The sequence below is a fragment of the Streptosporangium sp. NPDC000095 genome, from assembly GCF_042899335.1.
Lineage (GTDB): Bacteria > Actinomycetota > Actinomycetes > Streptosporangiales > Streptosporangiaceae > Streptosporangium.
Window position 1 is genome coordinate 23348 of record NZ_JBIAZS010000019.1, and the last position, 25864, is coordinate 49211.

30 protein-coding genes, 2 tRNA genes and 2 pseudogenes are annotated in these 25864 nt (G+C 66.8%); 15 read left to right on the forward strand and 19 right to left on the reverse strand.

Features of this window, described 5'->3' with window-relative positions; translation table 11 throughout:
- Positions 1-42: 42 nt before the first annotated feature.
- The 3 genes from ACFY3V_RS32870 to ACFY3V_RS32880 are packed head-to-tail and all read left to right on the forward strand — an operon-like array spanning position 43 to position 2970.
- Positions 43-1425, forward strand: a complete 1383-nt coding sequence (locus ACFY3V_RS32870; protein ID WP_389778909.1) for a replication initiator — start codon at positions 43-45, stop codon at positions 1423-1425.
- Positions 1412-1606, forward strand: a complete 195-nt coding sequence (locus tag ACFY3V_RS32875; protein WP_326645039.1) for a helix-turn-helix domain-containing protein — start codon at positions 1412-1414, stop codon at positions 1604-1606. Before ACFY3V_RS32870 ends, ACFY3V_RS32875 begins: the two co-directional genes overlap by 14 nt.
- Entirely contained in the window at positions 1603-2970 is a 1368-nt protein-coding gene (locus ACFY3V_RS32880; protein WP_389778911.1) for a tyrosine-type recombinase/integrase, read from the forward strand. Before ACFY3V_RS32875 ends, ACFY3V_RS32880 begins: the two co-directional genes overlap by 4 nt.
- Before the next feature lie 44 nt (positions 2971-3014).
- Here the strand turns inward: ACFY3V_RS32880 and ACFY3V_RS32885 are convergent, their stop codons facing one another.
- Positions 3015-3491 (reverse strand): NUDIX hydrolase, encoded by a 477-nt coding sequence (locus ACFY3V_RS32885; RefSeq protein ID WP_389778913.1) that lies wholly within the window; start codon positions 3489-3491, stop codon positions 3015-3017.
- A 16-nt stretch (positions 3492-3507) separates the two neighbouring features.
- Positions 3508-4953: a hypothetical protein gene (locus ACFY3V_RS32890; protein ID WP_389778915.1), complete on the reverse strand. Its 1446-nt coding sequence runs from the start codon at positions 4951-4953 to the stop codon at positions 3508-3510.
- 184 nt (positions 4954-5137) lie between these two features.
- Between ACFY3V_RS32890 and ACFY3V_RS32895 the strand changes: the two are divergent.
- Positions 5138-6259 (forward strand): annotated as a pseudogene (locus ACFY3V_RS32895) (IS630 family transposase).
- A 142-nt stretch (positions 6260-6401) separates the two neighbouring features.
- Here the strand turns inward: ACFY3V_RS32895 and ACFY3V_RS32900 are convergent.
- Positions 6402-7055, reverse strand: a complete 654-nt coding sequence (locus ACFY3V_RS32900; RefSeq protein ID WP_389778917.1) for an HAD family hydrolase — start codon at positions 7053-7055, stop codon at positions 6402-6404.
- Positions 7056-7305: 250 nt separating this feature from the next.
- Positions 7306-7378: transfer RNA gene (locus tag ACFY3V_RS32905), tRNA-Arg, on the reverse strand.
- Positions 7379-8794: 1416 nt separating this feature from the next.
- On the opposite strand from ACFY3V_RS32905, the gene ACFY3V_RS32910 reads away from it, so the two are divergent.
- Entirely contained in the window at positions 8795-9751 is a 957-nt protein-coding gene (locus tag ACFY3V_RS32910; protein WP_350945538.1) for a D-alanyl-D-alanine carboxypeptidase family protein, read from the forward strand.
- 36 nt (positions 9752-9787) lie between these two features.
- On the opposite strand, the gene ACFY3V_RS32915 is transcribed toward ACFY3V_RS32910, so the two are convergent.
- From ACFY3V_RS32915 to ACFY3V_RS32935, 5 genes are all read right to left on the reverse strand, one after another.
- Positions 9788-9988 (reverse strand): DUF397 domain-containing protein, encoded by a 201-nt coding sequence (locus tag ACFY3V_RS32915; RefSeq protein ID WP_389778920.1) that lies wholly within the window; start codon positions 9986-9988, stop codon positions 9788-9790.
- Between the two features lie 24 nt (positions 9989-10012).
- Positions 10013-10213 (reverse strand): DUF397 domain-containing protein, encoded by a 201-nt coding sequence (locus ACFY3V_RS32920; protein WP_389778922.1) that lies wholly within the window; start codon positions 10211-10213, stop codon positions 10013-10015.
- Positions 10214-10260: 47 nt separating this feature from the next.
- A complete protein-coding gene (locus ACFY3V_RS32925; RefSeq protein WP_389778924.1) occupies positions 10261-10458 on the reverse strand; it encodes a DUF397 domain-containing protein in 198 nt (65 codons plus the stop codon).
- Positions 10459-10477: 19 nt separating this feature from the next.
- A complete protein-coding gene (locus ACFY3V_RS32930) occupies positions 10478-11329 on the reverse strand; it encodes a helix-turn-helix domain-containing protein (protein WP_389778926.1) in 852 nt (283 codons plus the stop codon).
- Positions 11330-11466: 137 nt separating this feature from the next.
- Positions 11467-11730, reverse strand: coding sequence for a GntR family transcriptional regulator (locus tag ACFY3V_RS32935; RefSeq protein ID WP_389778928.1), 264 nt, complete (start codon positions 11728-11730; stop codon positions 11467-11469).
- A gap of 330 nt (positions 11731-12060) precedes the next feature.
- Between ACFY3V_RS32935 and ACFY3V_RS32940 the strand changes: the two genes are divergently transcribed.
- Positions 12061-12300 (forward strand): hypothetical protein, encoded by a 240-nt coding sequence (locus ACFY3V_RS32940; RefSeq protein WP_389778930.1) that lies wholly within the window; start codon positions 12061-12063, stop codon positions 12298-12300.
- Complete coding sequence (locus ACFY3V_RS32945; RefSeq protein ID WP_389778932.1) at positions 12285-12617, forward strand: hypothetical protein; 333 nt, start codon at positions 12285-12287, stop codon at positions 12615-12617. Before ACFY3V_RS32940 ends, ACFY3V_RS32945 begins: the two co-directional genes overlap by 16 nt.
- Positions 12618-12815: 198 nt before the next feature.
- Here the strand turns inward: ACFY3V_RS32945 and ACFY3V_RS32950 are convergent, their stop codons facing one another.
- Positions 12816-13421, reverse strand: coding sequence for an RcpC/CpaB family pilus assembly protein (locus ACFY3V_RS32950; protein ID WP_389778934.1), 606 nt, complete (start codon positions 13419-13421; stop codon positions 12816-12818).
- Between the two features lie 164 nt (positions 13422-13585).
- Entirely contained in the window at positions 13586-14398 is an 813-nt protein-coding gene (locus tag ACFY3V_RS32955; protein ID WP_389778936.1) for an S-methyl-5'-thioadenosine phosphorylase, read from the reverse strand.
- Between the two features lie 123 nt (positions 14399-14521).
- Between ACFY3V_RS32955 and ACFY3V_RS32960 the strand changes: the two genes are divergently transcribed.
- The gene (locus ACFY3V_RS32960; protein ID WP_389779151.1) at positions 14522-14785 is read left to right on the forward strand and encodes a hypothetical protein; all 264 of its coding nucleotides are present in this window, start codon (positions 14522-14524) and stop codon (positions 14783-14785) included.
- 14 nt (positions 14786-14799) lie between these two features.
- Here ACFY3V_RS32960 and ACFY3V_RS32965 read toward each other — a convergent pair.
- The 3 genes and pseudogenes from ACFY3V_RS32965 to ACFY3V_RS32975 all read right to left on the reverse strand — a co-directional run.
- A pseudogene (locus ACFY3V_RS32965) lies at positions 14800-14940 on the reverse strand (FmdB family zinc ribbon protein); the annotation flags it as partial.
- Between the two features lie 172 nt (positions 14941-15112).
- Complete coding sequence (locus ACFY3V_RS32970; protein WP_389778938.1) at positions 15113-16618, reverse strand: potassium/proton antiporter; 1506 nt, start codon at positions 16616-16618, stop codon at positions 15113-15115.
- A gap of 185 nt (positions 16619-16803) precedes the next feature.
- A complete protein-coding gene (locus ACFY3V_RS32975; protein ID WP_389778940.1) occupies positions 16804-17469 on the reverse strand; it encodes a 5-formyltetrahydrofolate cyclo-ligase in 666 nt (221 codons plus the stop codon).
- A 25-nt stretch (positions 17470-17494) separates the two neighbouring features.
- Here ACFY3V_RS32975 and galU point away from each other — a divergent pair, with 25 nt between their 5' ends.
- The 7 genes from galU (at position 17495) to ACFY3V_RS33010 (ending at position 22475) form a co-directional block, all read left to right on the forward strand.
- Entirely contained in the window at positions 17495-18394 is a 900-nt protein-coding gene (gene galU, locus ACFY3V_RS32980) for a UTP--glucose-1-phosphate uridylyltransferase GalU (protein ID WP_362903559.1), read from the forward strand.
- Positions 18395-18399: 5 nt separating this feature from the next.
- A complete protein-coding gene (gene glp / locus ACFY3V_RS32985) occupies positions 18400-19587 on the forward strand; it encodes a gephyrin-like molybdotransferase Glp (RefSeq protein ID WP_389778943.1) in 1188 nt (395 codons plus the stop codon).
- Between the two features lie 156 nt (positions 19588-19743).
- Positions 19744-20214, forward strand: coding sequence for a cyclic pyranopterin monophosphate synthase MoaC (moaC, locus tag ACFY3V_RS32990; RefSeq protein WP_389778945.1), 471 nt, complete (start codon positions 19744-19746; stop codon positions 20212-20214).
- Positions 20215-20250: 36 nt separating this feature from the next.
- Positions 20251-20724 carry a molybdenum cofactor biosynthesis protein B gene (locus ACFY3V_RS32995; RefSeq protein WP_389778947.1) on the forward strand — a complete coding sequence of 158 codons (474 nt, stop codon included), beginning with the start codon at positions 20251-20253 and terminating at the stop codon, positions 20722-20724.
- 47 nt (positions 20725-20771) lie between these two features.
- Positions 20772-21425 (forward strand): GNAT family protein, encoded by a 654-nt coding sequence (locus ACFY3V_RS33000; RefSeq protein WP_362903772.1) that lies wholly within the window; start codon positions 20772-20774, stop codon positions 21423-21425.
- 124 nt (positions 21426-21549) lie between these two features.
- Positions 21550-22341 (forward strand): hypothetical protein, encoded by a 792-nt coding sequence (locus ACFY3V_RS33005; RefSeq protein ID WP_389778949.1) that lies wholly within the window; start codon positions 21550-21552, stop codon positions 22339-22341.
- A 57-nt stretch (positions 22342-22398) separates the two neighbouring features.
- A tRNA-Ala gene (locus ACFY3V_RS33010) sits at positions 22399-22475 on the forward strand.
- 72 nt (positions 22476-22547) lie between these two features.
- Here the strand turns inward: ACFY3V_RS33010 and ACFY3V_RS33015 are convergent.
- The 5 genes from ACFY3V_RS33015 to ACFY3V_RS33035 are packed head-to-tail and all read right to left on the reverse strand — an operon-like array spanning position 22548 to position 25814.
- Positions 22548-22940 (reverse strand): ribonuclease E inhibitor RraB, encoded by a 393-nt coding sequence (locus ACFY3V_RS33015; RefSeq protein WP_389778951.1) that lies wholly within the window; start codon positions 22938-22940, stop codon positions 22548-22550.
- Between the two features lie 40 nt (positions 22941-22980).
- Positions 22981-24111 (reverse strand): tyrosine recombinase XerC, encoded by a 1131-nt coding sequence (gene xerC / locus ACFY3V_RS33020; RefSeq protein ID WP_389778953.1) that lies wholly within the window; start codon positions 24109-24111, stop codon positions 22981-22983.
- Positions 24111-24314, reverse strand: a complete 204-nt coding sequence (locus ACFY3V_RS33025) for a helix-turn-helix domain-containing protein (protein WP_389778955.1) — start codon at positions 24312-24314, stop codon at positions 24111-24113. The genes xerC and ACFY3V_RS33025 overlap by 1 nt, the downstream gene beginning before the upstream one ends.
- The gene (locus ACFY3V_RS33030; protein WP_389778957.1) at positions 24304-25686 is read right to left on the reverse strand and encodes a replication initiator; all 1383 of its coding nucleotides are present in this window, start codon (positions 25684-25686) and stop codon (positions 24304-24306) included. The genes ACFY3V_RS33025 and ACFY3V_RS33030 overlap by 11 nt, the downstream gene beginning before the upstream one ends.
- Complete coding sequence (locus ACFY3V_RS33035) at positions 25683-25814, reverse strand: hypothetical protein (RefSeq protein ID WP_389778959.1); 132 nt, start codon at positions 25812-25814, stop codon at positions 25683-25685. Before ACFY3V_RS33035 ends, ACFY3V_RS33030 begins: the two co-directional genes overlap by 4 nt.
- Between the last annotated feature and the right edge of the window lie 50 nt (positions 25815-25864).

Here is a 25864-nt window from a genome sequence, read left to right on the forward strand (position 1 = left end):
TCCCGCACCGAACCCGAAAAGCCCGGAAGGGACACCCCCATCATGCCAAGCACCCACGCGGTAGCCGGGATGATCGACCGGCTCCACGACCCCCAATACGCCCGCTGGGCCGCCCAGATCCGCCGGACCGGCGGCTGCCGACAGCCCATCCACCTTCGCGGCCACGTCCACCACCTCGACCCCGCCACCGGCAACCGACTGCACAGCTACACCACCGCGACCGAACCGGACGGCATCCTGCGCGTCCCCTGCAAGACCCGCCGCGCCTCCCGCTGTCCGGCCTGCGCCGAGACCTACCGGGCCGACACCTACCACCTCATCCGCGCAGGCCTCGTCGGAGGCAAGGGCGTCCCGGAGACGGTCACCGCGCACCCATGCCTGTTCGTCACCCTCACCGCCCCCTCCTTCGGCACCGTCCACACCCGCCGAGAGAAGAACGGCAAGATCCTGCCCTGCCACGCTCGACGCGACGCGGCCACCTGCCCACACGGGCGCGTCATGTCCTGCACCGCCCGACACGGGGCCGACGAACAATGCCTCGGTGAACCACTGTGCCCGGACTGCTACGAGTACGCGGGAAGCGTGCTGTTCAACGCGATGTCCCCGGAGTTGTGGCGACGCTTCACCGAAGCTCTTCGCCGACGCCTCGCCAAGCTCGCCGGACTGACCCAGCGGGAACTACGCCAACAAGCCGTGATCTCCTTCGCCAAAGTCGCCGAGTACCAGCGGCGCGGCGTCGTCCACTTCCACGCGGTCATCCGCGTCGACGGCCCCGAGGGGCCGGCTACTCCTCCACCGGCCTGGGCGACAGCCGACCTGATGACCGACGCCGTACAGCATGCCGCCTCCGCTGTCGCGGTCACCGTCCCTGCAGTTCCCGGTGAACCCGCGCGGGCCTTCCAGTGGGGCGCTCAACTCGACGTTCGCGAGATCACCATGACCGGTGACCTCACCGAACAAGCCGTAGCCGCCTACATCGCCAAATATGCAACCAAAGCCGCCGAATGCGTCGGCACCCTGGACCGGCGCATCAACCTCCTCGACGACCTCACCGCGCTGCCGATCCGCGACCACGCCCGACGGCTCATCGCCGAGTGCCTGCGCCTGGGCGCCCTCGACGAACTGGCCGAACTCCGGCTCATCAAATGGGCGAACATGCTCGGCTTCCGCGGCCACTTCTCCACCAAGAGCCGCCGCTACTCCACCACCCTCGGCGACATCCGCCAGGAACGCACCGACTACATGCGCGCCGAAGCGATCACCACCGGACGGCTTCCGCTCTTCGACGAGGACACCGTTCTCGTGATCGCCAAGTGGAAGTACGCCGGACAAGGTCTGTCGATCGGAGACGCTCTCCTCGCTGCCGCACTGACGGGGAGCCCCCTGCCTTCGGTGCTCGGGGAGGTGCGCGATGCCTCGGCCTGATGACCGACTCCTCACCGTGCCCGAAGTGCTCACCGTGCTGAACGGAATCTCCCGCCGCACCTTCTACCGGTGGCGGGAACTCGGCAAGGCGCCGGTCTGCATCCAGTACCCCAATGACGAGCTGCGTGTCCGGCGCAGCGACCTCGAAGCGTGGCTCGACTCGCTGCGGGAGGCGTCGTGACCGTCACCTACGAAGTGCGCATCTGGGAAGTCCGCCGGAACCAGTCCAGCAAGGCACCATCCTTCGAAGCACGATGGAAGGTCGGTACCAAGTCACGATCCAAGACCTTCCGGACCAAGGCGCTGGCCGAGAACTTCCTGTCCGACCTTCGTCAGGCAGCGAGGAAGGGGGAGGCGTTCGATGTCGCCACTGGATTGCCGCTCTCGATGCTGGCGGCCTCTGAGCCTTCGGGACCGTCTTTCATGCAGTTCGCGCAGTCGTACGTGGTCAACCGGTGGCGCAGGACGGCTCCTCGAACTCGGGAAACTGAGGCGTACGCGCTGCTGTCGCTGATCCCGGCGCTGGTGGCCGATGTTTCGGACCGACCGGAGGACAACGAGTTGCGGCAGGTGCTACGTAACCACGTGCTGCTTCCGGAAGACCGGCGGGAGACGCTGACCCGTGTGCAGACCGTGGCGCTGCGCTGGCTGGAGAAGGCATCCCTTCCGCTGGCGGATCTCCAGGAGGCGCGTGTTGTCCGGATCGCGCTCGACGTCATCTCGGTCACCTTCGACGGCAAGGAGGCGGCGGCCAACACGGTACGGCGTAAGCGGGCGATCTTTCACCACCTCCTGGAGCTGGCGGTGGAACAGAAGGTGTTTGCGACCAACCCACTGCATGAGATCAAGTGGAAGCCGCCCAAGGCCGTCAACGTCGTCGACCCCCGTACGGTGATCAATCCGGCTCAGGCGAAGCAACTCCTGGCGGCTGTGCCCAAGGTCGGCCGCACTCGGGGAGTTCGACTCAGAGCCCTGTTCGCCTGCATCTACTACGCGGGTCTGCGGCCGGAGGAGGCGGCGGACCTTCGTCTGAAGAACTGCACCCTGCCCGAAGCGGGATGGGGTCAGATCATCCTGGAGAGGGCGAGGCCGCAGGCGAACAAGCGATGGACCAACTCGGGGGAGACCCACGAGTCGCGCAGCCTCAAGCACCGGGCGAAGAAGGAAACCAGGGAGATCCCCATCCCTCCTGTCCTGGTCGCCATCCTCCGTGAGCACATCGATGCCTACGGCACCGAGGACGACGGCCGGCTCTTCCGGACGACCAAGGGAGGTTCCTACTCCAGCTCGGCATGCTCCTACGTTTGGCAGGAAGCGCGAGCGCTCGTCTTCACCGATGAGCAGGTGAGGTCACCGCTCGCCGCCCGACCCTACGACTTGCGACACGCTGCCCTCTCCCTCTGGCTCAACGCTGGCGTACCGGCTACCGAGGTAGCCAAACGAGCCGGGCACAGCGTGGAGGTTCTCCATCGGGTGTACGCCAAATGCATGGAGGGCCAGCAGGAGCGGATAAATGGGAAGATCGGCAACGCTCTCGGCGAATGATTTCCATAGATGATCGCCTCCAGGCCTCGGCACAAGCCGGGGCCTCAACCTATGTGTGGCTTGCCCGGTCCTTTGAGGAAGTGGCCGATTCGCAGCCGCATTGAGCGGTCCATCGACAGTGAGCAAACCTCGTCCCGCGGCACCCAACGCACTTCCCGGGACTCTTCGCTCGGCGTCGGCTCCCCGTCGACGGCTCGGCCGGTGAGCACGATAGAGAACTCCTGCCGGGTCTCGCCGTCGCTGGTGTAGAGAATCACGTGCTTGGGATCCGTGTACGTCCCGACAAGACCGGTAATCTCGCACCTGACGCCGGTCTCCTCCAACGTCTCGCGGATCGCAGCCTCAGGCAGGGACTCGCCCAGGTCGATCGCGCCGCCGGGCACGGCCCAGTTGCCGTTGTCGCTGCGACGGATCATCAGGATCTCGCCCGCCTCCTTGGTGACTACGACGTTCACTGACGGAACCAGGCTGTTGGGCTTGGGCGCAGCGGGGTCATCGTAGAAGTCGATCCGGGCACTCATGCTCAGGACTCTACTGTCATTGTGCTGGTGCGGGACCGTCTTCCAAAAGGATTCGGAAGCGTTTGATTGGAGCTTCAATGATTGATTCTCGCTCATGCATCGAGAGCAAGGCGCTATCGCAGGATTCAGTTATGTCGATATCGGGCCCAAGGATGATTCGTCGCATAATTGACCTACGGAGAACTTTGCGCATCTCACTGGCAAGCGCTGCGGTGGCATGGTTGTCGCTGGGGTTACCCCCATGTGCAAGTATGGATCGAACTCCATATGCCTTCCTAACTAATTTTTCAGCTTGGAGGCGACCGTTATCATCATGGCCCACTAGCACAGCAGTGCGTTGAGCGACGCGACGTGTCAAGTCGCCATCCTTTTCTCCGGGAGTGGTCATCAAGTGCTCAAGAGCGGCAACACACCAAAGCACAATCTCTCCTGACCGTCTTTGGAAAACAATGTCACCGTTTTGGCCGATATACGGGTTAAGTGATAATAGTCGCTGTGCACTCTGCTGGAGGCGATAGAAAGGATGCTTTTTGGGATGCTTTGCCTCTCCATGAGGCGGCCATATCGCTAAATGATCAGACAGGAGGCGAAGAAATCTAAGTAGGATCGTCAGTTTTTTTCCTGAAGCCCAAAAAGGGCCGAATGAAACAACTTCATGCTCATCGTCTGGATTGCCTAAGAATGTAGTGGTTAACCTTTCACCTTTGATCATCTCCATATAACGCTCTGCTTCTACCTCGTATTCAGATGCTATATTTACGGGATCATCAGAAAAGAGATTCAGGAGAAGGAGTGGTTGCCAGGCGGCAATATTCAAGTCTGGTCCGAGCATCTCGTCCATAAGAAATGCTGGGAATAAGCTATTGTGCTCTCTGGGGGAGGCGTTCTCGTCGATGCGGGATAGCATGCTGCAGGAGCCATCGTATAAAAGCGGGTCCCATTTTGTGGACGGCGCATATGCTGCAATCGACGGAAGCGGGAGAATGGGGTCAAGATCTTTTCGGGTTGGGCGCCATAGGCGCCAACCGGCCACTTCTAAAGGTTCGCCTAGGTCGATATCGGCGTCAATTACTACGTGTCGCTGAATAGGAATCGTAGGTCCTGTCAAAAATGCCGTAACTTCATCTAGAAGAACGGGTGGTGCTGATTTTTGAGTACAGAGCGCCCTTACTATGCCAAGGTAACGTAGGCTGTTTTTGTCTATGGATCTTCCCCAGCGAACAATCGCCTGCCTTCCCGAACCTTCCCGTTGATATCTGGTCAAAGATCTCTGAAGATAATCGTTCTGCTGGGCGATCTCTGCAGCAGCTTTGTTGATCTCCTGAACAACTGGCCACCCGGTTACCTCGTTAGCTGCCTGTTGATCGGATAGGTCGCGTAGTTGATTGCTCTGAGCGCGTATCTCGGCAAACAGGATGTGAAGCTTGGCGGCTAGCACTGCATTGGGCGTCCCTAGGCTCATAGGATGAGCCTAGCTGTGGCGTAACTTCTTATCTACTGGATCTGCTGAGGCTGTATCCATAGTCATGGCGTATGAGTTTCCCCAACTAGTGCTGTGACCGGAAACGATCACCGGGTTGACGTGTAGGACGCTCGTGCCGATTGGATAGACGCTGATCACGTTCGATCGGCGCTTGGGAGGCAGAGTGACGCAACCGGTCAAGGTGCGCAGGCTCACGGACCAGGAAGGGCAGAAGCTGCAGCGGATCGTGCGGCGCGGCACGATGAGCACGGTCCGCTATCGACGGGCGATGATCCTGCTGGCCTCGGCCGGCGGCAACACGGTGCCGGTGATCGCCCGATTGGTGGCCGCCGATGAGGACACGGTGCGCGATGTGATTCATCGCTTCAACGAGATCGGGCTGGCCTGCCTGGACCCTCGCTGGGCGGGAGGCCGTCCCCGCCTGCTGAGCCCTGAAGACGAGCAGTTCGTCGCGCAGACGGCCACCACGTGACCGGCCAAACTCGGCCAGCCGTTCACCCGCTGGTCCATCCGCAAACTCCTCGATTACCTGCAGCGACTGCCAGGCCGCGCCTTCACCTTCGGCAGGGAGGCGCTACGCACCCTGCTGGCCCGCCACGGCATCACCTTCCAGCGCACCAAGACCTGGAAAGAATCCCCCGACCCCGACTTCAACGCCAAGCTGGACGAGATCGAGTACGCCCTGACGCAGCGGTCCGAGCGCACCTTCGCCTTCGACGAGTTCGGACCACTGGGCATCCGCCCGACCGCCGGTTCGGGCTGGGCGCCGCACGGCGCGCCGGACCGGCTGGCGGCCACTTATCGCCGCACCCACGGCGTGACCTACTTTCATGGCTGCTACTCGGTCGGCGATGATCTGCTGTGGGGCGTCAACCGCCGGCGTAAGGGCATCGCCCCCACCTGGGCCGCCCTGAAGTCGATCCGCGCCGCCCGGCCGGACGGCGCACCGATCTACGTCATCTTGGACAACCTGTCGGCGCACAAGAACTGGCGCATCCGCACCTGGGCGAAGAAGCACAAGGTCAGGCTGCTGTTCACGCCGACCTACGCCTCGTGGGCCAACCCGATCGAGGCGCACTTCGGCCCGTTGCGCCAGTTCACCATCGCCAACTCCGACCACCCCAACCACACGGTCCAGACCCGGGCACTGCACGCCTATCTGCGCTGGCGCAATGCCCACGCCCGCCATCCCGACGTGCTGGCCGCCCAACGCCGTGAGCGCGCCCGCGTCCGCAGCGAGAAGGGCATCCGCTGGGGCGGCCGGCCTCTCACACCGGCAGCCTGAAGGCCCCCAACCCGGTGATCGTTTCCGGTCACAGCACTAGGTGGTGTGGTTCCGTGAACAAAGGTCTGGAAGCCGCTGCCAGGTTGGCTCAGTAGATTGAGGAAGAGAATCCAGCTCTGGTGTTTGGTGGCTCTCCAAAAGATCATTCGTTGGTGGCGCGGAGGATGTCTATCGCGTGGATCACATCAGTGACCATGTGGTCTGGGGAGTGCTCATGGCTAGACCAGGTTCCTCGGTCGATCCAGATCGTGCGTAGGCTGGCCGCATGTCCTCCGCCGATGTCCGCGACGGGGTGGTCTCCGACCATCCAACCCCCATTGGTGAGAATCGCGCCGCATCGCCTGGCGGCGACCTCAAACAGGCCAGTATCGGGCTTACGGATGCCTTCGATACCTGAGAGCGCGTAGGCGTCGACGGCGCTGGCCAAGCCCGTCCGCTGGATTTTGCCGAGCTGGTTGTCCGCCGTCCCGTTGGTGACGATCCCCACCAGCCATCCCGCCGCACGGAGGTCGGACAGTCCTGCCAGCACTTCCGGGCGGCAGTGGACGAGGTACGGCATGCGTCCGCGGTAGCCGGCCCACAGCTCCTCGACCGGATCAGGAAGGGCGAAGCGCTCGCGCACCATGGCGAAGAACGCCTCGCGGTGCGGGAGACCCTCCCCATCTAGAGCGATCAGCCAGTCAACCGCCTCGCGCCCTAGGGCGCGCTTCTCGGCGAACTCCTCAGCCCAGATCCGAAACGCGCTGTCGAGATCTATAAGGGTGTTGTCCAGATCGAAGAGCGCCAGTCGCTGCATGATGTTCGATCCTAGGTGGGCTGGTTCCGCACTGCCGATCCGCGTCCCGGCCGCTGTCCGGTCTTGTGGGATCGCCCGGCTCTGATCCGCTCCTGCGAGGGGCGATCTGCGGAAACGCTCCAAGATCCATCCCACGCATATCCCACAGTCGCTGACATACGGCTGCCCACGGTGGCACACGGCTGCGTAGAGCCGGATGGGGGAAAGTCGCGAACGCCCAAGTCAAGGGCGTGATCGCTGGTAAGAAGAGTGCCCCCGGCATGATTCGAACATGCGACACCCGCTTTAGGAGAGCGGTGCTCTATCCCCTGAGCTACGGAGGCAGGGGCTCCTAGTAAGAGTAGCGAAAGTAGCGAGTGGTTGCGCGCCCGAAGGGGGAGTTGGGGGCGGAGGGCGGGTTATCGGTTCGCTGGCCTGGAGTAATAAGGGGGGCAAGTGGTCGGGTGTGCGGCGTTGGGTGAGGTTAGCGTCACGATCTGTGATCGACAGGCGACGGAAGCGCATTCGCGGGCATCGAGCCCTGCGACCGGTGGTGCTGTGCGGTGCGATGCTGGCGCCCGCGCTTCTGGCCGGGGGGTTACTGGTGGCCGAGCTCACCGGGTACGAGGCCGCTGTCCAGCGGGCCGACGCCGGTGCGGAGCCTGAGGGGCCTGGGGAGGTCGAAGAGGGCGGGAGGGCCAGTGAACTCCGGGAGGCCGAACGGGCGAGAGAAGCCGAACGACTCGGGGAGACGGCGGGAGCCGGGGAGGCCCGGAGAGCCCAGGAGGCTGAAGAGGGCGGGGAAACCGAGAGTTTTGACGACGGTGAGGCTCTCTGGGTGGGGGACAGGGGGCGCCGGGGGTTCCGGGAAGGCGGGGGAGCCTGGAGAGGCACGGCTTCTCGACTGAGGGCCGGAGAGCCTGTGGAGTCGCCGGGCGACGAGTCGCAGGATGAGCCGCAAGGAGCCGCGGGGACACCGGAAGAGGCGGAAACACCGGCGGAGGCGGGAACGCCAATAGAAGCGCCGACAGACGTGGAGACACCTCGAGAAGCAGGGACGCCCCGAGAAGCGGAGAAGCCGCGAGAGGCGCGAGCACCGGAAGAAGTGGTGGCCGTGGTACCGGTCGTGGTCGGGTCCGTACGGAGCCGGGTGTTCGGGCCGAGGCTGATGCCTCCGCCGTTGCGGCCGGAGCGGGTGTACGGGGGATGGATGCCCGTCGCGGCGAAATCAAGGGTGCGTGACACGGACCCGGACGAGGCCGGTTGGCAAAGCAATCCGAGCGGGACTGATGGTGCGAGCGAGGCGGAGGTGGTCGTTCCCATCACACCTCGCCCGCAAGCCCCTAGAGGCCCACGGAAGGTGGCATCTCCACCGCCTGTGGCACCTGAGTCTCGGGTGCGTCGTACGCCGCCACTCGCGCGACCTGAGCCCCGCGATGAGTGTTCGGCGGAGTGGAAGGGGACGTGGCTCTGGGGGGTCTGTAAGAAGCACGCGCGGCAAGAAGCCTGACTTGTCCGGTCCCAAAAAGGGGTGTTCGGCGCATAACGGCTGTGGAGAGCTGGCCCGTTCACTTGGTCAGCTGTAGTAGCGTGCGTGCCTGACCCAGGTCACGAGTTCGCAAACGGAGGGGTCGAACGTGCCACCTCGTCGATCAGCGGGTCTGATCGCCGTCGTCGTGACGCTGACGTCCCTCCTGCCGGGATCCGCTGTCGCGCAGCGAGCGCCGGCGGAGGCTCAGACCGTCGTCACCGCGGATCCGGTGAATCTCACAGAGCTGCGTCGTGAGGCGGAGAAGGCCGCGAAGGACCTGGAGGCCGCGACCAAGGCCCTGGAGCAGCGGCGGACCCAGATCCGCAACTCGGAGAAGGAGCTCTCCGCTAAGCTGCGGGAGCTGCAGGTGGCCGAGCGGGCCTTCGCTCAGGTACGGCAGCCGCTGTCGGACCTCGTCGGGATCCTCTACCAGCAGCCCTCTGGTGGGGATCTGGCCGGCTTCTTATCCGGCGAGTCCAACGCCGACACCCTGCGCGCGATGGCCGGCCTCACCCAGATCGTCGCCGAGCGCGACCGCATCCTTGAGGACAGCAGCCGTCTGCAACTGGAACGGGAGCGCCTGGCGGGTGAGGCGCAGGAACTCAGGGCGGGCAACCTCCTCGCGGAGGCGCAGATGGGCGCCGAGATCGGAACGCTCAGGGTGCGCTCACAGAAGATCGTGCAGTCCCTCACCAAGGCCCTGGTGAAACTGGGCGTCAAGATCGACAAGAAGGGGCGTCCGGCCGCCGGGTGCGACCCGACCAGGGCGACCTCGATGAGCGAGTTTCCCAACGGGCTGATCCCGCAGGCATACCTCTGCCCGCTCCAGCAGAGTGGCAACCAGTTGCGAGGGGACGCCGCACTCGCGTTCATCAGCCTCAACGAGGCGTACAAGCGGCAGTTCGGCAAGCCGATGTGCGTGACCGACAGCTACCGGAGCCTCGCCGAGCAGCAGTCGGTCTACTACCGCCGCCCTGGCCTGGCGGCGGTCCCCGGCCGCAGCAACCACGGCCTGGGACTCGCCGTCGACCTCTGCGGGGGCGTTGAACGCTTCCGCTCAGCCGAGTTCAACTGGCTGGAAGCGAACGGCAAGAAGTACGGCTGGATCCACCCCAAGTGGGCCTATGTCAGCCCCTTCGAGCCCTGGCACTGGGAGTACGACCCCGAGATCGGTTCCCTGCTGTAAGGGCCTCACGGTTTCGCGGACACTCTCCCTGAGAGATCAGATCGTTTCGTTGCGGATGCTGCTCAGGAAGTTGTCCCAGGCCGCCGGGGAGAAGGTCAGTGCTGGGCCGGAAGGATCTTTGCTGTCGCGGATGGCGACGAGGCCCGGCAGGTTGGTGGCCACCTCGACGCAGTTGTTGTTGCCTCCGCTGAGGCTGGAGGTGCGGAACTCAGCGCCGGAAAGATCACGGGAAGTCACGGTTGCTCCTCGTCGCGGTACAGGTCAGATCGTTCCGGTGCGTATGCCGGTCAGGAAGTCGTCCCAGGTCGTGGTGGAGAAGGTCAGTGCCGGGCCGGAGGGATCCTTGCTGTCGCGGATGGCGACAAGCCCTGGCAGGTTGGTGGCCACCTCGACGCAGTCATTGTTGGGTCCGCTGAGGGTGGACGTGCGGAACTCGGCGCCGGACAGGTCAGGGGAGATCATGGTTGCTCCTCGTCGCGGTGATGGATGCCGTGGACTCTTGGGGTAGTTCAGATCGTTCCGGTGCGGATCCTGTCCAGGAAGTCGTTCCAGGCTGTGGTGGAGAAGGTCAGTGCTGGGCCGGAGGGGTCTTTGCTGTCGCGGATGGCGACGAGGCCCGGCAGGTTGGTGGCTACCTCGACGCAGCCGTTACCGCCGTCGCTGAGGGTGGATTTGCGCCACGCGGGGGTAGCCGCCAGGTCCGGCATATCAGCATCCTCCGTACGTTCAGGGTGCGGTCGCGATGAGATGGAGAAAGGTACGGGAATCATCGGGATTAAGTGCCGTCGCGGATAGATGATCGAAAACCAGGTTGTACTGGTGCACTTCAACATCTGCTTCGATGTAAATGCTACTCGCCAGCGTCTCGATGTAAACGACGTCTGGATGGGTGCCGGGGAAGTCAAGGATCGCAAAGGGGCCGACAACGGCGGGATGTGCCCCGGCATCGTGTGGTAGGACCTGAATTGTCACATGCGGTTTCCGGGCCTGGGCAAGTAGGTGGGCACATTGCTCGCTCATCACTTTGGAATCGCCCATTACGCGGCGGAGCGCGGCCTCGTCGATGATCGAATGGATGCGCAGGGGCTCGGGCTTGCCCAGTGCGGCCTGGCGGGTCATCCGGACTTCGACGCGCTGATCGATCTCCTCGGCCGGTTCCTCGGACATCATCGTCGTCGTGATGACGGCTCGTGCGTACTCCTCGGTCTGGAGTAGGCCGTGTACGAGCTGCATGCTGTAACACCTGATCGCGGCGGCGTCGGACTCCAGGCCGATGTAGCCCGCGTAGTCGAACGGCAGGTCGTCGTAGACATTCCACCATCCCTGCTCACGGGCTGATACCTGCAGTGTGATCAGGCTCTGGCGTACCTTCCCTGACACCTCGTAGGCGTCCAGGAGAGCGATCAGGTCGGCGGCCTTCACGCGGGATGTGCAGTGCTCGATACGGCTGATCTTGGATGGCTGCCACCCGACTCGTCGCGCCGCCTGTTCGCCGGTAAGCCCTTGAAACTCACGAAGTCTGCGTAACTCCGTCGCCAGTCGGCGTTGCCGTACCGTCGGACCCGAGCGAGCCATCATGATCCAGTCTTCCGCGAAAAATAGAAGTTTCTAAAATTCTTTCGGAAAGCCTAGCTTCTCATTGTCATCTGAGGAGATGATGCCTGCGACGTAGTAATCGTGCGACGGCTGGAGGATCGGTGATGCTCCCCGTATCGTCACTCTTTCGGGCTATGTGCGTTATGTCGCCATTCACTCTGGGGGCGTACGTATGTTCCTTTGCCCGGAATGGTGCGAATCAGGGATTCATCCTTCATGATGCGCAGGACCTTCTGGATTGTCGTCCTGGCGACACCGAACTCCTGCTCCAGCTGGGTAAGGCTGGGAATAACGGATCTTTCCCGATATTCACCATTTTCTATGCGCGTCCGAAGGGCGCTGTAGAGCTGCTCCCAGATTGTGCGATCTTCGTCCCACTCCATGATCCGTACCGTAGAGGGCTGTACTTTGCCCTACTTAACCCGCTCAGGCTTTACCCTGCTCAACTGTGGTGCACCAGGGTAGAGCCTGGTGCACACCGCTTGGACGCGCCACACCCGAACGAGTCCCGACCGCCCCGGCCCTTCAACCCTGAGCGCCACCTCAAGCGAACGACCGCCCGCACCCCGTGCCGCGCGGCGCTCACCCCGTCTCCGTACCGGCCGCCCGGCCCGTACGGTTCACCCCTCCGTGTTCTCGCCCGTTCCACAAAGCGGGCCCGTCCACCGCTACCAACGTCCGGACGGGCCCTTGATCGGATGGAGGTCCAATCAATGAACGATGGTAGGTCCAGTGCCCCCGAACCGGCCATCCCCGGCTGGCGGCTGATCCTCAGCGACGCCGGGCGGCTGTGGGCCAGTCGCGAGGAGCCCTTCTCGTCGATTGCGTTTCACGCCGGAGCCGAGCGGACCGTCGACGCCGACACCCTCGCCGCCCTCCAGGCCGAGACCGAACGGCAGGAGAGCATCGCGAAGAAAGCCCAGGAGCAGGCCGCGGGATGGGGGATCTCGTGATCCGCCGCCTTCCGAGCAGGCGGGCCTCCGCTCGCGGGCGTCACCGTGACGGTGTGGTCGCCGTCGCCGTCCCCCACTACACCTGGGACCACCAGGCGCGTGCGGAGGCGGCACTGCTGCAGGTCACCTGGCCGGGCTGGGCCGTGCTGTACGGCACCGGCAGCCGACTCTTCCAGGCCATCGCCACCTGGCCCACCCCGGAACCGGTGCTGCTCTGCGACCGGACCGTCGAGGGCCTGAAGTCCCAGATGCGCGAGGCCGAGATGACCGCGATCGTCCAGCGCTGGACGATCACCGAGACGACCGACCGTCCCTGAGCGGGTACGGCGGCCGTGGCCCGGAGAGGCCCCGGCCGCCGTACCCTCGTCGGTCGCCGTACGGTCCACCCCAGCCGATCGCGCCGGAGCGGCGTCGTCGGGAGAGCTCGCCCCGCGCGGGAGGCGACCGTGATGGAGAGGCGTCGGGAAGCCTCACCCGCGCGGGAGGCGGTCATGGTGAAGTCCCCTCGGGAGACCTCATCCCGCGCGGGGGCCGATCGTGATGGAGAGTCGCCCGCCGGCCTGGGCGGAGGCGAGCTCGGTGGCCTGGGCCGGCGTGGTGGCCAGCACGACGAGCGCACCCCGCTCCGACTCCCCACCGGGGGTGGCGAGGACCGTGACGTCCTCGGCCACGACGGTCGCCGGGGCGGTGCCCTCCCACGCCGAGGTCGCGGCGAGCACGTTCACCACGTCACCCGGCGAGAGCAGGCGCGCGGTCTCGGGATCGGCGACCCGTACGGGGGTGGCGACCGTTCCCCGGCCGTGGGCGGCGAGCAGGCCGGGGCCGAGCAGGCGGACGTCCGTCAGCGGCTCCCCTCGCCTCGCGGGACCCGTCAGGACCTTTCCCGCGAACGGCGTGCCGGGCCTCAGAACGCCGTCGGGGGCCGTACCGGGTCTCAGCGGAGCCGGTATCAGGTCGGCCGTCCCCAGCATGCCTCCGGACAGATCCCTCGCGGCGACCAGGACGGTCACCGAGGCGGTGTCCTGACGTAGCGCGAGGATGGCGCAGGCCATCGCCGCAGCGGCGACGACGGTCGCGATGAGACGGTGACGACGGCCGAGGAAGCGGCGCAGAGCGCGCATGGCTGACTCCAGGGGTGGGGAGTCGGGCGGCGCGGTGCCCGCGATGGGTGGTGGGATCACTCCACGGAGTGACGGAGTGACGGTGGACCAAGGCCAGGCCGCTGCGGCCCGGCGCGACTACGGCCAGGCCGCCACGGCACAGCCCGGCCGCTACGAAAAAACGGTCAGCCCGGAAGCTCGAAGGGGAGCTTGAGGCCGTCCAGGACGTCGGGGCACGGGCAGGTGCGTTTCTCCGGGAGTGCGGCCACGACGTCGCCGATGAGGGAACGCATGCGGCCGACGTTGGTGGCGAAGAAGGAGAGGACCTCCTCGTGGGTGACCCCCTCGCCCGCCTCCACCCCGGCGTCGTGGTCGGTGACGAGGGAGAGCGTGGTGTAGCAGAGGGCGAGCTCACGGGCGAGGATCGCCTCGGGGAAGCCGGTCATGCCGACGATCGACCAGCCGTTGCCGCTGAACCAGCGGGACTCGGCGCGGGTCGAGAAGCGCGGGCCCTCGATGACCACGAGGGTGCCGCCGTCGACGGTCTCCCAGCCCTCGGAGGAACGCGCGGTGGAGATGGCCGCCGCACGGCCCAGAGGACAGTAGGGGTCGGCGAAGGAGACGTGGACGACGCCGCCCGCGTCGTAGTAGGTCTGCGGGCGGCCGATGGTGCGGTCGACGAGCTGGTCGGGAACGACCAGGGCGCCGGGACCGATCTCGGCGCGCAGAGAGCCGACCGCGCTGGGGGCGAGGACCTGGCGGACGCCGAGGGAGCGCAGCGCCCACAGATTCGCCCGGTAGGGGATGCGGTGGGGTGGGAAGCGGTGGTCGCGACCGTGGCGGGGCACGAAGGCGACCGAACGCCCTCCGATGCGGCCGACGGTGACGACGTCGCTGGGCGGGCCGTACGGCGTGGTGATCTCGACTTCTGTGGCGTCGTCGAGCAGGGAGTAGAAACCAGAGCCGCCGATGACCCCGATGTCCGCGCGAGTGACCATGAAGCTGAGGCTAGCGCCACGAACCGACCGCTGAGGACCCCCGATGACGGCCTGTGGATAACCGAGTTCGCCGGGTAATCATCGGGGGTTGACGAGGCTGAGGGGGTTGAGGGCGGGGAGGGGGTGAAGGGGACGGGGGCAAGAGGGCTGGGGAACGGCTCCGGGCGCGCGGCTCAGGAGGCCGCGGCGGCCGTGCTGCTCGTGGCCTTCGCGGGCTTGGAGTCCGACGAGGACGAGGAGCTCGACGACGAGGACGAAGAAGACGAGGACGAGCTCGACGAGTCGGAGGACTTCGAGGAGCCGGAGTCGGAGGAGCCGGAGGCGCTCGACGAGCCGTTCGCTGAGGTCACGGTGCTCGACGACGACGATCGGCTGTCGGTCCGGTAGAAGCCGGATCCCTTGAAGACGATGCCGACCGCGGAGAACACCTTGCGCAGGTCGCCCGCGCAGCTCGGGCACTCGGTGAGAGCATCGTCGGAGAACCTCTGGACGATTTCGAACTGGTTGTTACAAGCGGTGCAGGCGTACTGGTAGGTGGGCACGCTCTCCTCCTCGTGTGATCCGCGCCGATTGGCACTCTAGTGGCGCGACTGCTAATGGTATGCAGCTGACAAGCTTAAACGCGAGCCGGGGTCCTCGCATTCCGTAGCCGGATTCCGATCGGATGAGGCCGTGGCGAGGGCGAATCCCCTGCTCAGCGGGCCTGTCGGGACGTCACGTCCCCTTCTCGCCGTACCATCCGGCGAGCTTGCCCCTGCGGCTGATCGCGCGCATCCGGCGCTCGACCACGTCCCGGCAGGCGGCCGTGGTCACCACGAGGAGCTGATCGTCGACCCTGATCCTCGTGGAGTCGGAGGGGACGAACGAACGGCCTTCCCGCACGATCAACGTCACCTGGGCGTCCCTGGGCAACCGCAGCTCGAAGATCTCCACGCCCTGCAGCTTGGACGTCGGCGGCACCTTGACCTGGAGCAGGTCGGCGTTGAGCTCCTCCAACGGCGCCGACTCGACCTCCAGGTCGCGGGCCTCCTCCGGCCTGGTCAGCTTGAGGAGTTTCGCCACGAACGGCAGCGTCGGCCCCTGCAGCAGGGTGTAGACGATGACGATCACGAAGACCTCGTTGAACACGAACTTGGCGGTGCCGTCGGGGACGGAGTCGGCCGCCCACGGGATGGTCGCGAGCACGATGGGCACCGCGCCGCGCAATCCGGCCCACGACAGGAACGCCTGTTCCCGCCAGCCCAGCCGGTCGATGCCGAGCAGCCGGGTCAGCAGCGCGGAGACGATGATCGACGCGGGGCGGGCCACCGCGACCAGGATCAGCCCGGCGACCAGGCCGGGTACGAGCGAGGACGGCATCTCGGAAGGGCTGGCCAGCATCCCGAGCATCACGAACAGGCCGATCTGCGCGAGCCAGGCCACGCCCTCGGCGAAGCCCCGCGAGGCCGCGCGGTGCGGCATCTGCGAGTTGCCCATGACCAGCGCCGCGAGGTAGATCGCGAGGAAGCCGCTGCCGTGCAGCAGCACGGCCCCCGCGTAGGCGACGAACGCGAGCGCGAGCACCGCGATGGGGTACAGGCCGGAGATGGGCAGCGCGATGCGGCGCAGCGCGTACGCGCCGAGCGGGGCGACCGCGAGGCCGACGGCGGCGCCCACCGCCAGCTCGAAGAGCACGTCGACCAGCGCCACCCCCAGGCTGGGAGAGGCGGCGGTGCTCAGCAGCATGACGGCGATCACGGTGGGGGCGTCGTTGAAGCCCGACTCGGCCTCCAGGATGCCCGCGAGGCGCGGCGGCAGGGGCAGGCGGCGCAGTACGGAGAAGACGGCGGCGGCGTCGGTGGAGGCGAGGATCGCGCCGAGCAGGAACGCGGTCCGCCAGTCCATGCCGAGGATGAGGTGCACCGGGACCGCGACGGCCGCGATGCTCACCCCCACGCCGACGGTGGCGAGCACCAGGGAGGTGGGGATGGCGTCCTTGACGTGGCTCCAGGAGGTGGTCAGACCGCCCTCGGCCAGGATGATCGCGAGCGCGATCATGCCTATCTGCTGTGCTAGCTGCGGGTTCTCGAACTGCAACCCGAGCCCGGCCTCGCCGACGATCAGCCCGAATCCGAGAAAGATGAGGAGGCTGGGCAGTCCGCTGCGATGGGCGACGCGTACCGCGACGATGGCCGCGATGACGATCCCGGCGCCGAGAAGCAGCCAGACGTCCAGTCCCATCTGGCCCCCTCTCTCACTCCGGGGACCATTGTGTCGTATTCGCAAAGGCCGTCACGACCAGGTGACGGACGCCTCCCGGCACGTTCCGGCGCCTTCGACCCCGTACCCGGCGGGGGTTTCGCAGGTGATCCGGTCGGGGCACCTCGCCCGGGCTTCTGACGGAGTCCGGGCGGCTGAGTGATAGGTCACACTCCGGCGGCGGCGGTCCTGAAGATTCCCGAGGGGGTCGCGGCGTAGCGGACCGGGACGTCGTGGGGCTCGGCGGGCACCCCCTCGAAAGCGCCGTCGAAAGCGCCGCCGAGAGTGCTGTCGAAACCACTGTCGAGAGCGTCGTTGGAACCACTGTCGCGAGCACCGCCGAGCAGCTCGCCCTCGTGGAGCAGCGCCACCGTCGGCACGTTCGGGCCGACCCTGGCCAGCGCGCGGTCGTAGGAGCCTCCGCCCCTGCCCAGCCGTACGCCGGTGGAGACGTCCACCGCGAGCGCGGGCACGATCACCAGGGCCGCGGTCCTTATGGCGTCGACCCCGCGCCTGGTGTCGACCGGTTCCATGATCCCGAAACGGCCGGGGGCGAGGGTGTCCGGGCCGTCGTACACCGCCCAGTCGAGATCGTCGTCGTCGCGGAGCACGGGCAGGATCACGGTCGCGCCGTGTTTCCACAGGGCGAAGACGAGCCCGTGCGTCGCGGGCTCGGTCCCGACCGACCAGTAGCACGCGACCAGTCCGGCCATCTGGACCCAGGGACGGTCCAGCAGGGACTCCCTGATCTGGACGGAGGCCGCATGCCGCTGCTCGTCGGACATCGAGGCGCGTGCCCCCTCGATTGTGGTACGCAGCGTCTGCTTGTCCACAGGTCCCTCCACTATGGTTTTGGTTATGGCCGACTTCGAAGCTGTGACGAAAGCCGTCGTTCCCGCAGCGGGTATGGGCACCCGTTTTCTCCCGGCGACCAAGGCGACGCCCAAGGAGATGTTGCCCATCGTCGACAAGCCCGCGATCCAGTATGTCGTTGAGGAAGCCGTCTCCGCCGGACTGCTCGACGTCCTCATGGTCACCGGGAAGAACAAGCGTTCCATCGAGGATCACTTCGACCGGGCCCACGAGCTCGAGGAGATCCTGGAGGCCAAGGGAGACGACGAGCGACTCTCCCAGGTGAGAGAGCCCGCCGACCTGGCCATCCTCCACTACGTACGGCAGGGCAAGCCACGCGGCCTCGGCCACGCGGTCCTGTGCGCCAAGCAGCACGTGGGCGACCACCCCTTCGCCTGCCTGCTCGGCGACGACCTCATCGACCCCCGAGACGAACTCCTCAAGCGCATGATCGAGGTGCGCGGCACGTACGGCGGCAGCGTGATCGCACTCATGGAGGTCCCCCAGGAGCAGGCATCCCTGTACGGCTGCGCGGCCATCGAACCCACCGGCGAGGACGACGTGGTCAGGGTGACCGACCTGGTGGAGAAGCCCCCGGCGAACGAGGCCCCGTCCAACTGGGCCGTCATCGGCCGGTACGTGATCGACCCGGCCGTCTTCGAGGTCCTGGAGAACACCCCGCCGGGACGCGGCAACGAGATCCAGCTCACCGACGCCCTGCGGACCCTCGCCGGGCGCGGCAACGACCAGGGTGGCCCGGTGCACGGCGTGCTGTTCAGGGGCCGTCGTTACGACACCGGCAACAAGATCGACTACCTGCGTACGGTGGTGCAGTTCGCCGCCGAACGCCCTGACCTGGCGCCGGAGTTCATGCCCTGGCTCAAGGAGTTCCTGGCCTCGCGATGAGCTCCATGAAATCAGTCGACGACCACCTTTCCGACATCCTGGGCACCGTGCGGGTGCTCGCCCCGCTGGAGTTGGAGCTGGAACGGGCACAGGGCACCACGCTGGCCGAAGAGGTCACGGCCCCGATCCCGTTGCCCCCCTTCGACAACTCCGCGATGGACGGCTACGCCGTGCGGGCCGAGGACGTCGCGGACGCCCCGGTGACGCTCCCGGTGATCGACGACATCGCGGCCGGAGACGGCCGAGTACAGGCCATCGGCCCCGGCATGGTCATGCGGATCATGACCGGGGCCCCGATGCCCGCCGGGGCCGACGCGGTGGTCCCGGTCGAGTGGACCGACGGTGGCACCGCGCAGGTCACGATCAGCCGCCCCGCCGAGAAGGGCAACGCCGTCCGCAGGTCCGGGGAGGACGTGCGGGCCGGTGACGTCGTCCTGCCCGAGGGCACCCCGATCGGGCCCGCCCAGCTCGGGGTGCTCGCCGGTGTCGGCCGCCGCAGGGTTCTCGTACGGCCACGCCCCAGAGTGGTCGTGATCTCCACGGGGGCCGAGCTGGTCGAGCCCGGACTGCCGCTGGGAGACGGCCAGATCTGGGAGTCCAACAGCTTCACCCTCGTCGCCGCCGTCCGCGAGGCGGGCGGCGAGGGCTACCGGGCGGGGATCGTCGGCGACGACGCCGCCGGCTTCCTCGACCAGCTCGACGCGCAACTCCTGCGGGCCGACCTCGTGATCACCAGCGGCGGCGTCTCGATGGGGGCGTACGAGCCCGTCAAGGAGGCGCTCGGCCCGCTCGGCACGGTCCGTTTCGAACGGGTCGCGATGCAGCCGGGCATGCCCCAGGGCTTCGGCGTGGTCGGCGAGGACCAGATACCGATCTTCGCGCTGCCCGGTAACCCGGTCTCGTCGTTCGTGTCGTTCATGTTGTTTGTCCGGCCCGCGCTGCGCAAGATGAACGGCCTGCCCGACGAGCCCACGCCGACCGTACAGGCGGTCACCACGAGCCCGATCCGCTCACCCGCCGGCAGGCGCTCCTACCTGCGCGGCGTGCTCGGGCGCGACGGTACGGTCGGCCCGGTGCGCGGGCAGGGCTCCCACCAGCTCGCCGCCCTCGCCGCGGCCAACGCGCTGATCGTGGTGCCCGAGGACGTCACCGAGCTCCCCGAGGGCGCGGACGTGGAGGTCATCCCCCTGTGAACGAGCGGGAGCGGAGCCTTTGAACAAGCAGGACCGTGAAGGTCACCTCTCCCCGAACGAGCGGGACTGGAGCCTTTGAACGAGCAGGACCGTGAAGGTTGCCTCTCCCCGAACGAGCGGGAGCGGAGCCTACGAACGAGCGGGGAGCGGAGCGAAGTGACCGGATTCACCCACATCGACGAGACCGGCGCGGCGCGCATGGTGGACGTCTCGGCCAAGGACGTCTCCGTTCGTACGGCGACCGCGACCGGCAGGGTGCTGCTCTCCGCCGAAGCCGTGGCGCTGCTGCGCTCCGGCGAGGTCCCCAAGGGCGACGCGCTCGGCACCGCGCGGATCGCCGGGATCATGGGCGCCAAGCGGACCCCCGACCTGATCCCGCTCTGCCACCCCATCGCGCTGCACGGGGTGAAGGTCGAGCTGACCGTGGCCGACGACGGCGTGGAGATCATGGCGCGGGTCAGGACCGCCGACCGTACCGGCGTCGAGATGGAGGCGCTGACCGCGGTCTCCGTCGCCGCGCTCGCCCTGATCGACATGGTGAAGGCGGTCGACCCGGCGGCCGTGATCACCGATGTCCGCGTCGAGGAGAAGACCGGCGGCAAGACGGGGATCTGGACCCGCCCCTGAGCGACCGGACCCCCGAGATCCTGGGAGGATGAGCCCATGAGAGCTCTGGTGATCACCGCGTCCAACCGGGCCGCCGCGGGGACGTACGAGGACACCTCGGGGAAGCTGCTCGCCGAACTGCTCACGGCGGCCGGATGCGACGTGGACGGCCCGAGGGTGGTCCCCGACGGCGATCCGGTCGAGGCGGCGCTGCGCTCGGGGGTCGCCGAGGGGTACGACGTGATCGTCACCACCGGCGGCACCGGCCTGACCCCCGCGGACCTCACCCCGGAGATGACCCGGCGGGTGATCGACAGGGAGGTCCCGGGCATCGCCGAGGCCATCCGTCACGTCAACCGGGACAAGGTGCCCACCTCGATCCTGTCCCGCGGGCTCGTCGGGCAGGCCGGCGGCACGTTGATCGTCAATCTGCCGGGCTCCTCGGGAGGGGTACGCGACGGTATGGGGGTGCTGTCTCCCGTGCTCAGGCACGCCGTGGATCAGATCAGGGGCGGAGACCACCCCCGCTGACCCGTCTGCCCGGCTCACATGGCACGACGGGCACTCTTGGGGGGATGATGGAGGGCGTGGATCGACTTCGTGGCTGGCCGGTGACCCTGACGGAAGGCCCGGTAGGACTTCGGCCGCTGCGACTGCGGGACGTACGCGTCTGGCGGGAGTCGCGGCTGCGCAACGCGAACTGGCTTCGCCCCTGGGAGCCGAGCAACCCCGAAACCCCCCTCTTCAAGACCGGTCTCGGTCCCTACATCTCCATGGCCGGCACCCTGCGCAGGGAGGCCAGGCAGGGGCTCGCGCTGCCGTGGGTCGTCACCTACGAGGGCGCCTTCGCAGGACAGCTCACGGTGGGCGCCATCGTCTGGGGTTCGGCCAGATCGGCCCAGATCGGCTACTGGGTGGACGGCGCGCTCGCGGGTCGCGGGATCATCCCCACCGCGGTCGCGCTCGCCGTCGACCACTGCTTCTTCACCACCGGGTTGCATCGTGTCGAGGCCAATATCCGCCCAGAGAATCACGCAAGCCGCAGAGTGGTTGAAAAGCTAGGTTTTAGGGAAGAAGGGGTCAGACGTCGACACTTGCATATTGATGGCGCCTGGCGCGACCACATCTGCTACGCGCTCACGGTCGAGGACGCGCCAAGAGGGCTGCTCGTACGGTGGCGACGGGACCGTGAGGCAGCCGCCCACGGCGGCACTCCCCACGAAGAGGTTTGAAGATCTCGCGACACACCGCATCGAATGCTCGTCAAATAGTGACACGCGGTCTTACGGTGCGTGACATGAGCAGATTGAGGACGCCGGGAGACCACCCCTGTCCTCACGCTGCCCGGAGGTGGTCGTGAGCAGCGGTGTCGTCCTCTATCTGGCCATTGTCGTCATGTGGCTGTGCGTGCTCGTGCCCATGTGGCTGCACCGCGACCGCAACACCCTCCCCGAGACCCACAAGGACGCCGAGCCGTACGCCTACGACGAGCGGGTGATCGACGAGGACTCCGCCGAGACCCTCGCCGAGCCCCTGCCCGTCCCCTCCGCCGACCCGTCCTCCCCGCCTCCTTCGTCCTTTGAAGGGGATGACGCCGCGTCGTCCGGTGCCGAGGAGGTGCGCGGCGCCGGGGAAGCCCCTGCGGGCGTCCAGGCGGCGTCGGAGCCCGCGGTCTCCGGGACCTCCGCGGCCTCCGGGAGCGCGGCGACGCCCGCCGGACCCTCGGCAGGTAAGCCCGCGACCGGCAGGGCCGCCACCGGTGGCGTTCTATCCGAGCGTCGCCGTGCGGAGCTTCGCCGCAGAGGCAAGCAGGTGGCCAAGCGCAGGCGCCTCACGCTCTGGTGCGTGCTGCTCCTGCTCGCCTCCGTGGTGACGGCCGCCGTCCAGATCATCCCCTGGTGGGGCGTGGCGCCCTCAGTGGTGCTCCTGGGGATCTACATGGCCATTCTTAGGGTCACGGTCCAGATCGACGCCGAGCGGCGCGTAGCCATCGCTCAGGCCCACGCGGAACGTGCCAAGCGCGCCCGCCGCCGCGCCGCCCTGCTGGAGGCCCAGCGCCCCGTGGCCGAGATCATCGACCTCGCCGCGCTCCGCGACGAACTCTTCGACCAGTACGCGGAGACACCCCGCCGAGCGGTCGGCGACTGACCCGCGCTCCGGATGGCGCGAGTGCCCTTGGAAGTTTGCTAATCTAGTCCACGTCTTGGGGATGTAGCGCAGTCCGGTAGCGCACTTCGTTCGCATCGAAGGGGTCAGGGGTTCGAATCCCCTCATCTCCACCAGGTCAGAGGCCGCTTCCGAGAGATCGGGAGCGGCCTTCTGCGTTGCTGAGTGACCAACTGAGTGACTACGCCTCACGGGGTGGCTGCGGCTCCCCAACCGTCGTACTCGGCGTGATACCGAGCCGCAAGGTCGTCGAACAGGTTGCCCGTCTCCCGCACGAAGTCAGGCGAGATCACTGCGGTCGTTTTACAGGTCACCGGCCAGCTGTCCGGATGCTCCGGGGAGGGCTTCCCGATCTCGGGACGCAAGCCGTAGCCGGCGCCGTTGGCCTCCTTGGCGATGCTCTGAGCGGCATCGAGGGTCGGGGCGTACAAGTAGAAGTCCACATGACGAGGCTGCTCAAGATCAGCTCCTGCCTTGGTGAGCTGATGCATCACCATCAGGTCCTTGTACTTGATCCCAAGCTCTGGTGACCGCTCTTCCAGATCAACTTGCTCATGCTTCTTTCTCCGGAACGGCCACATGCGACATCCTTCGTAATCTTGTTCGGATTGGCGATCATAGTCAGTCCGGGAAAAGCTGGTCCATGGCCTCAGCTCCTTCCAGAAGCATCGGGCGGAGCTGCTTGCGGTAGACCGTCTCCGTCACCGAGGTGTTGCGGTGGCCGACCAGGCGGGAGATGTTCTCCAGTGGGACGCCGGAGTCCGACAGCAGCGAGACGAAGCTGTGCCGCATCTCCCGGGGTGTCCACTCCTTCTCGTTCAGATCGGCCTTCTTGAGCACCGCCCGGAACGAGCGCCGGACGTTGTGCGCGTCAAGCTCCGTGCCGACCTTGGACGCGAACACGAGGCCGTTGTCCTGCCAGTCGTCACCGGCCGCACGCTTGGCCACCTCCTGACGCTCGCGGTGGAGCTTGAGCGCGTCAGCGCAGCGCCTCGGTATGGCCAGTGTTCGCCGGGACTTGCGGGTCTTGGTGTCGCCGCCCTCCCGCACCGACCGCCAGACCATGATGGAGGGCGGGGTGCCGTCGAGGTCGACGTGTGACCAGGTGAGCGCCCGCAGTTCTTCCGTACGAGCTCCGAGCAGCAGTGAGAGCACGATGTAGGCGTGCAGCGTCGTGCCCTCGGACGCCTTGAGCACGGCTTCCGCCTGGTCGAGGGTGAGCGACTTGGAGGGACGTCCCTCCGTTCCTCTGGGGATCTCGCAGAGCAGCGCGACGTTCCGCTTCACCTTGTCCCGAGCCTGGGCGCGAGAGATGGCCCGGACGAGGATCGAGCGCAGTTCGCGGAGGGTCCGCGTGCTCAGCTCCTTCGCCTTGTCGGCCAGCCAGCGGTCAACGTCGTCCGCGGTGAGGTCGACGAGCTTCCGCGCGCCCAGGCCAGGGATGATGTGCTTGTTCGCGAGGATCGAGCACTTGTCCACCGTCGCGGCCCCTCGGCCGCTGAGCCCGAATTCCAGCCAGTTTCGTACGGCGTCGGCCACGGTGTAGCCGGTCGAGGAAACGAGGAGCCCGTCTTCGTAGTCGCGGATGATCTCCTTGAGCTTTTTCATGGCCGCGGTCTTGGTTCTGCCGCTGGCCTTCTTCACGATCCGCTTGCCCGCCGGGGTGTAGCCGACCGTCACCGAGGCGATCCAGCGTTGCCGTGTCTCGTCCCAGTGCAGCCCGCCGTCCCCGCGGCTACGACGTTCGGTCATCAGACGGCCTCCTGCTCCAGGAGCGCGATGTACTCGCGGATGGCGGACGCTGGGATGAGCCGGGTACGGCCCTCCTTGACCGAGCGCAGCCGCCCCGAGCGCATCAGCTCGTAGAGCACACTGCGGCTCAGCCCAAGCCGTCGCATGGCGTCGGACACCCGGTAGAGCCGGGCCTCGGTGGTTGAGATCAGGTCAGCGGCCAATGGTTCCTCCCTGGTGTGAGAGCGACGAGGCGAGAGCGGATTCCCCGGCCGTGTAGCCCTGTCCGGCGTACCTCCAGTTGGCGAGGACGAGGGTGGCGGCGGGGTCGTACGGCAGCCGCTCAAGGTCGCGCGCCTGGCGGTACTCCAGACGGACGCGGCGCAAGGCGGTCATGGTGGTGGAGTAGGCCCGGCTCTTGGTCGAGAAGTGACCGCGAAAACCGAGCATGTGCGCCCACTGCCGGAGGCGGAGCGGCGCGAGGTTGGGATAAGCCTCGGCGTCGCCGAGGTGCCATGCCGTACGGATCAGCCGGGCGGCATGCTCGGTGACGCCGCGCTGTTCGAGCTGGGCGAGGTCGGCCCGTCTTACCCGCCGGTCGAGAGTGCCGGAGGTCTCGGCGGCCTTCGTGGCGTACTTGGCGACATAGCCGGCCACTGCCGCCTCGGAGAGCGCAGACCCGTCCGGGCCGGTCGACTCGATTCGTCGCACGTCGACTGCGCCCCATCGCAGCTCTTGCGAGCCTTCTCCGTCCGGGCCGGGGCCGTCGAGACGTACGGCCTTTGCCGCGGACTCGATGGCCTCGGAGAGTAGTTCGACGGTGGCCCAGGCCGGTGGCGCGTCGATCTCGCCTTCTGGAGCGCGGCCGTCGAGGCGAACCACGGCGTGGAAGTGGACGATTCCGCGCGCCTGGTATTCGGCGACTTTGGCGAAGGAGAGCCGGACCTGTCGGCTGAACTCGGCCCGAGTCATTCCGGCCGCCATGCCCAGGTGTCGCCGGAGGTAGATCCCGAAGCGGTGCCACAGCGCGCCCGCGTGGGCGTTCCACAGGACGTGGCCGGTGTATTCGTAGGTGCCGGGGTCGAGAGGCTGACCGATGCGCCGATCACCGGAGACATGCCGCCCGAAGCAGGCCGGGCCGTTACGGCGAGGATGGCAGATGTCGGCCTGGCCGTGCTTGTCGGGACCACGGTGGACCGGGCCGAAGCTCGGGGCCGTGAGGGTGGCCAGAACACGCGGATGCGTGCTCACGGTGGCTGGTACACCCTTGTCCCCGCCGAGCAGGCCCGCCCGGATCAGGTGGAAGGTGTCGGCCCGGTAGGTCTCGGCGCAGGCCGGGCAGCGGGAGGCCCGCCGGTTGCCGCAGCGGACGAGCAGCTGCCCGTGAGGCTCGCCCCGGGTTGAATAACTGTGCAGGATCTCCCCGGTGGTCGAGTCGAGCGTGGACACCTCGCCGGTCAGGCGGATCGGGTCGGAGCAGCCGCGCAGCCGGTCGACCTGGTGAAGCCAGCGGGTCAGATCCCGGCCGGAGTGCTGAGCCAGGTCCCGGATGACCGGGCCGATGAGGTCGCCGATATGGGTGGGCTGTTCGGTCACTCGTCCTCCTTTCCGGTGTCCTCGAAACCGGGACCGTCGTCGGTGGTCGTTCGGTCGCTGTGGCGATGGGTGAAGCGGACGCGGATGGAGTCGCGGCAGTCGCGATCCGCGCGAGGATGGTGGCGCATACTGGTGGTTCCTTTGCGAGTGAGCGGAGGGAACGCCCCACGGAGCGGCG

Excerpts from the sequence above, each read along its gene's own strand:
- ACFY3V_RS32870 (WP_389778909.1), top strand. The coding sequence starts at position 43 with ATGCCAAGCACCCACGCGGTAGCCGGGATGATCGACCGGCTCCACGAC.
- ACFY3V_RS32875 (WP_326645039.1), top strand. The coding sequence starts at position 1,412 with ATGCCTCGGCCTGATGACCGACTCCTCACCGTGCCCGAAGTGCTCACC.
- ACFY3V_RS32885 (WP_389778913.1), bottom strand. The coding sequence starts at position 3,491 with ATGAGTGCCCGGATCGACTTCTACGATGACCCCGCTGCGCCCAAGCCC.
- ACFY3V_RS32890 (WP_389778915.1), bottom strand. The coding sequence starts at position 4,953 with ATGAGCCTAGGGACGCCCAATGCAGTGCTAGCCGCCAAGCTTCACATC.
- ACFY3V_RS32900 (WP_389778917.1), bottom strand. The coding sequence starts at position 7,055 with ATGCAGCGACTGGCGCTCTTCGATCTGGACAACACCCTTATAGATCTC.
- ACFY3V_RS32920 (WP_389778922.1), bottom strand. The coding sequence starts at position 10,213 with ATGATCTCCCCTGACCTGTCCGGCGCCGAGTTCCGCACGTCCACCCTC.
- ACFY3V_RS32925 (WP_389778924.1), bottom strand. The coding sequence starts at position 10,458 with ATGCCGGACCTGGCGGCTACCCCCGCGTGGCGCAAATCCACCCTCAGC.
- ACFY3V_RS32930 (WP_389778926.1), bottom strand. The coding sequence starts at position 11,329 with ATGATGGCTCGCTCGGGTCCGACGGTACGGCAACGCCGACTGGCGACG.
- ACFY3V_RS32935 (WP_389778928.1), bottom strand. The coding sequence starts at position 11,730 with ATGGAGTGGGACGAAGATCGCACAATCTGGGAGCAGCTCTACAGCGCC.
- ACFY3V_RS32940 (WP_389778930.1), top strand. The coding sequence starts at position 12,061 with ATGAACGATGGTAGGTCCAGTGCCCCCGAACCGGCCATCCCCGGCTGG.
- ACFY3V_RS32945 (WP_389778932.1), top strand. The coding sequence starts at position 12,285 with ATGGGGGATCTCGTGATCCGCCGCCTTCCGAGCAGGCGGGCCTCCGCT.
- ACFY3V_RS32950 (WP_389778934.1), bottom strand. The coding sequence starts at position 13,421 with ATGCGCGCTCTGCGCCGCTTCCTCGGCCGTCGTCACCGTCTCATCGCG.
- ACFY3V_RS32955 (WP_389778936.1), bottom strand. The coding sequence starts at position 14,398 with ATGGTCACTCGCGCGGACATCGGGGTCATCGGCGGCTCTGGTTTCTAC.
- ACFY3V_RS32970 (WP_389778938.1), bottom strand. The coding sequence starts at position 16,618 with ATGGGACTGGACGTCTGGCTGCTTCTCGGCGCCGGGATCGTCATCGCG.
- galU (WP_362903559.1), top strand. The coding sequence starts at position 17,495 with ATGGCCGACTTCGAAGCTGTGACGAAAGCCGTCGTTCCCGCAGCGGGT.
- glp (WP_389778943.1), top strand. The coding sequence starts at position 18,400 with ATGAAATCAGTCGACGACCACCTTTCCGACATCCTGGGCACCGTGCGG.
- ACFY3V_RS32995 (WP_389778947.1), top strand. The coding sequence starts at position 20,251 with ATGAGAGCTCTGGTGATCACCGCGTCCAACCGGGCCGCCGCGGGGACG.
- ACFY3V_RS33000 (WP_362903772.1), top strand. The coding sequence starts at position 20,772 with ATGGAGGGCGTGGATCGACTTCGTGGCTGGCCGGTGACCCTGACGGAA.
- ACFY3V_RS33015 (WP_389778951.1), bottom strand. The coding sequence starts at position 22,940 with ATGTGGCCGTTCCGGAGAAAGAAGCATGAGCAAGTTGATCTGGAAGAG.
- xerC (WP_389778953.1), bottom strand. The coding sequence starts at position 24,111 with ATGACCGAACGTCGTAGCCGCGGGGACGGCGGGCTGCACTGGGACGAG.
- ACFY3V_RS33035 (WP_389778959.1), bottom strand. The coding sequence starts at position 25,814 with ATGCGCCACCATCCTCGCGCGGATCGCGACTGCCGCGACTCCATCCGC.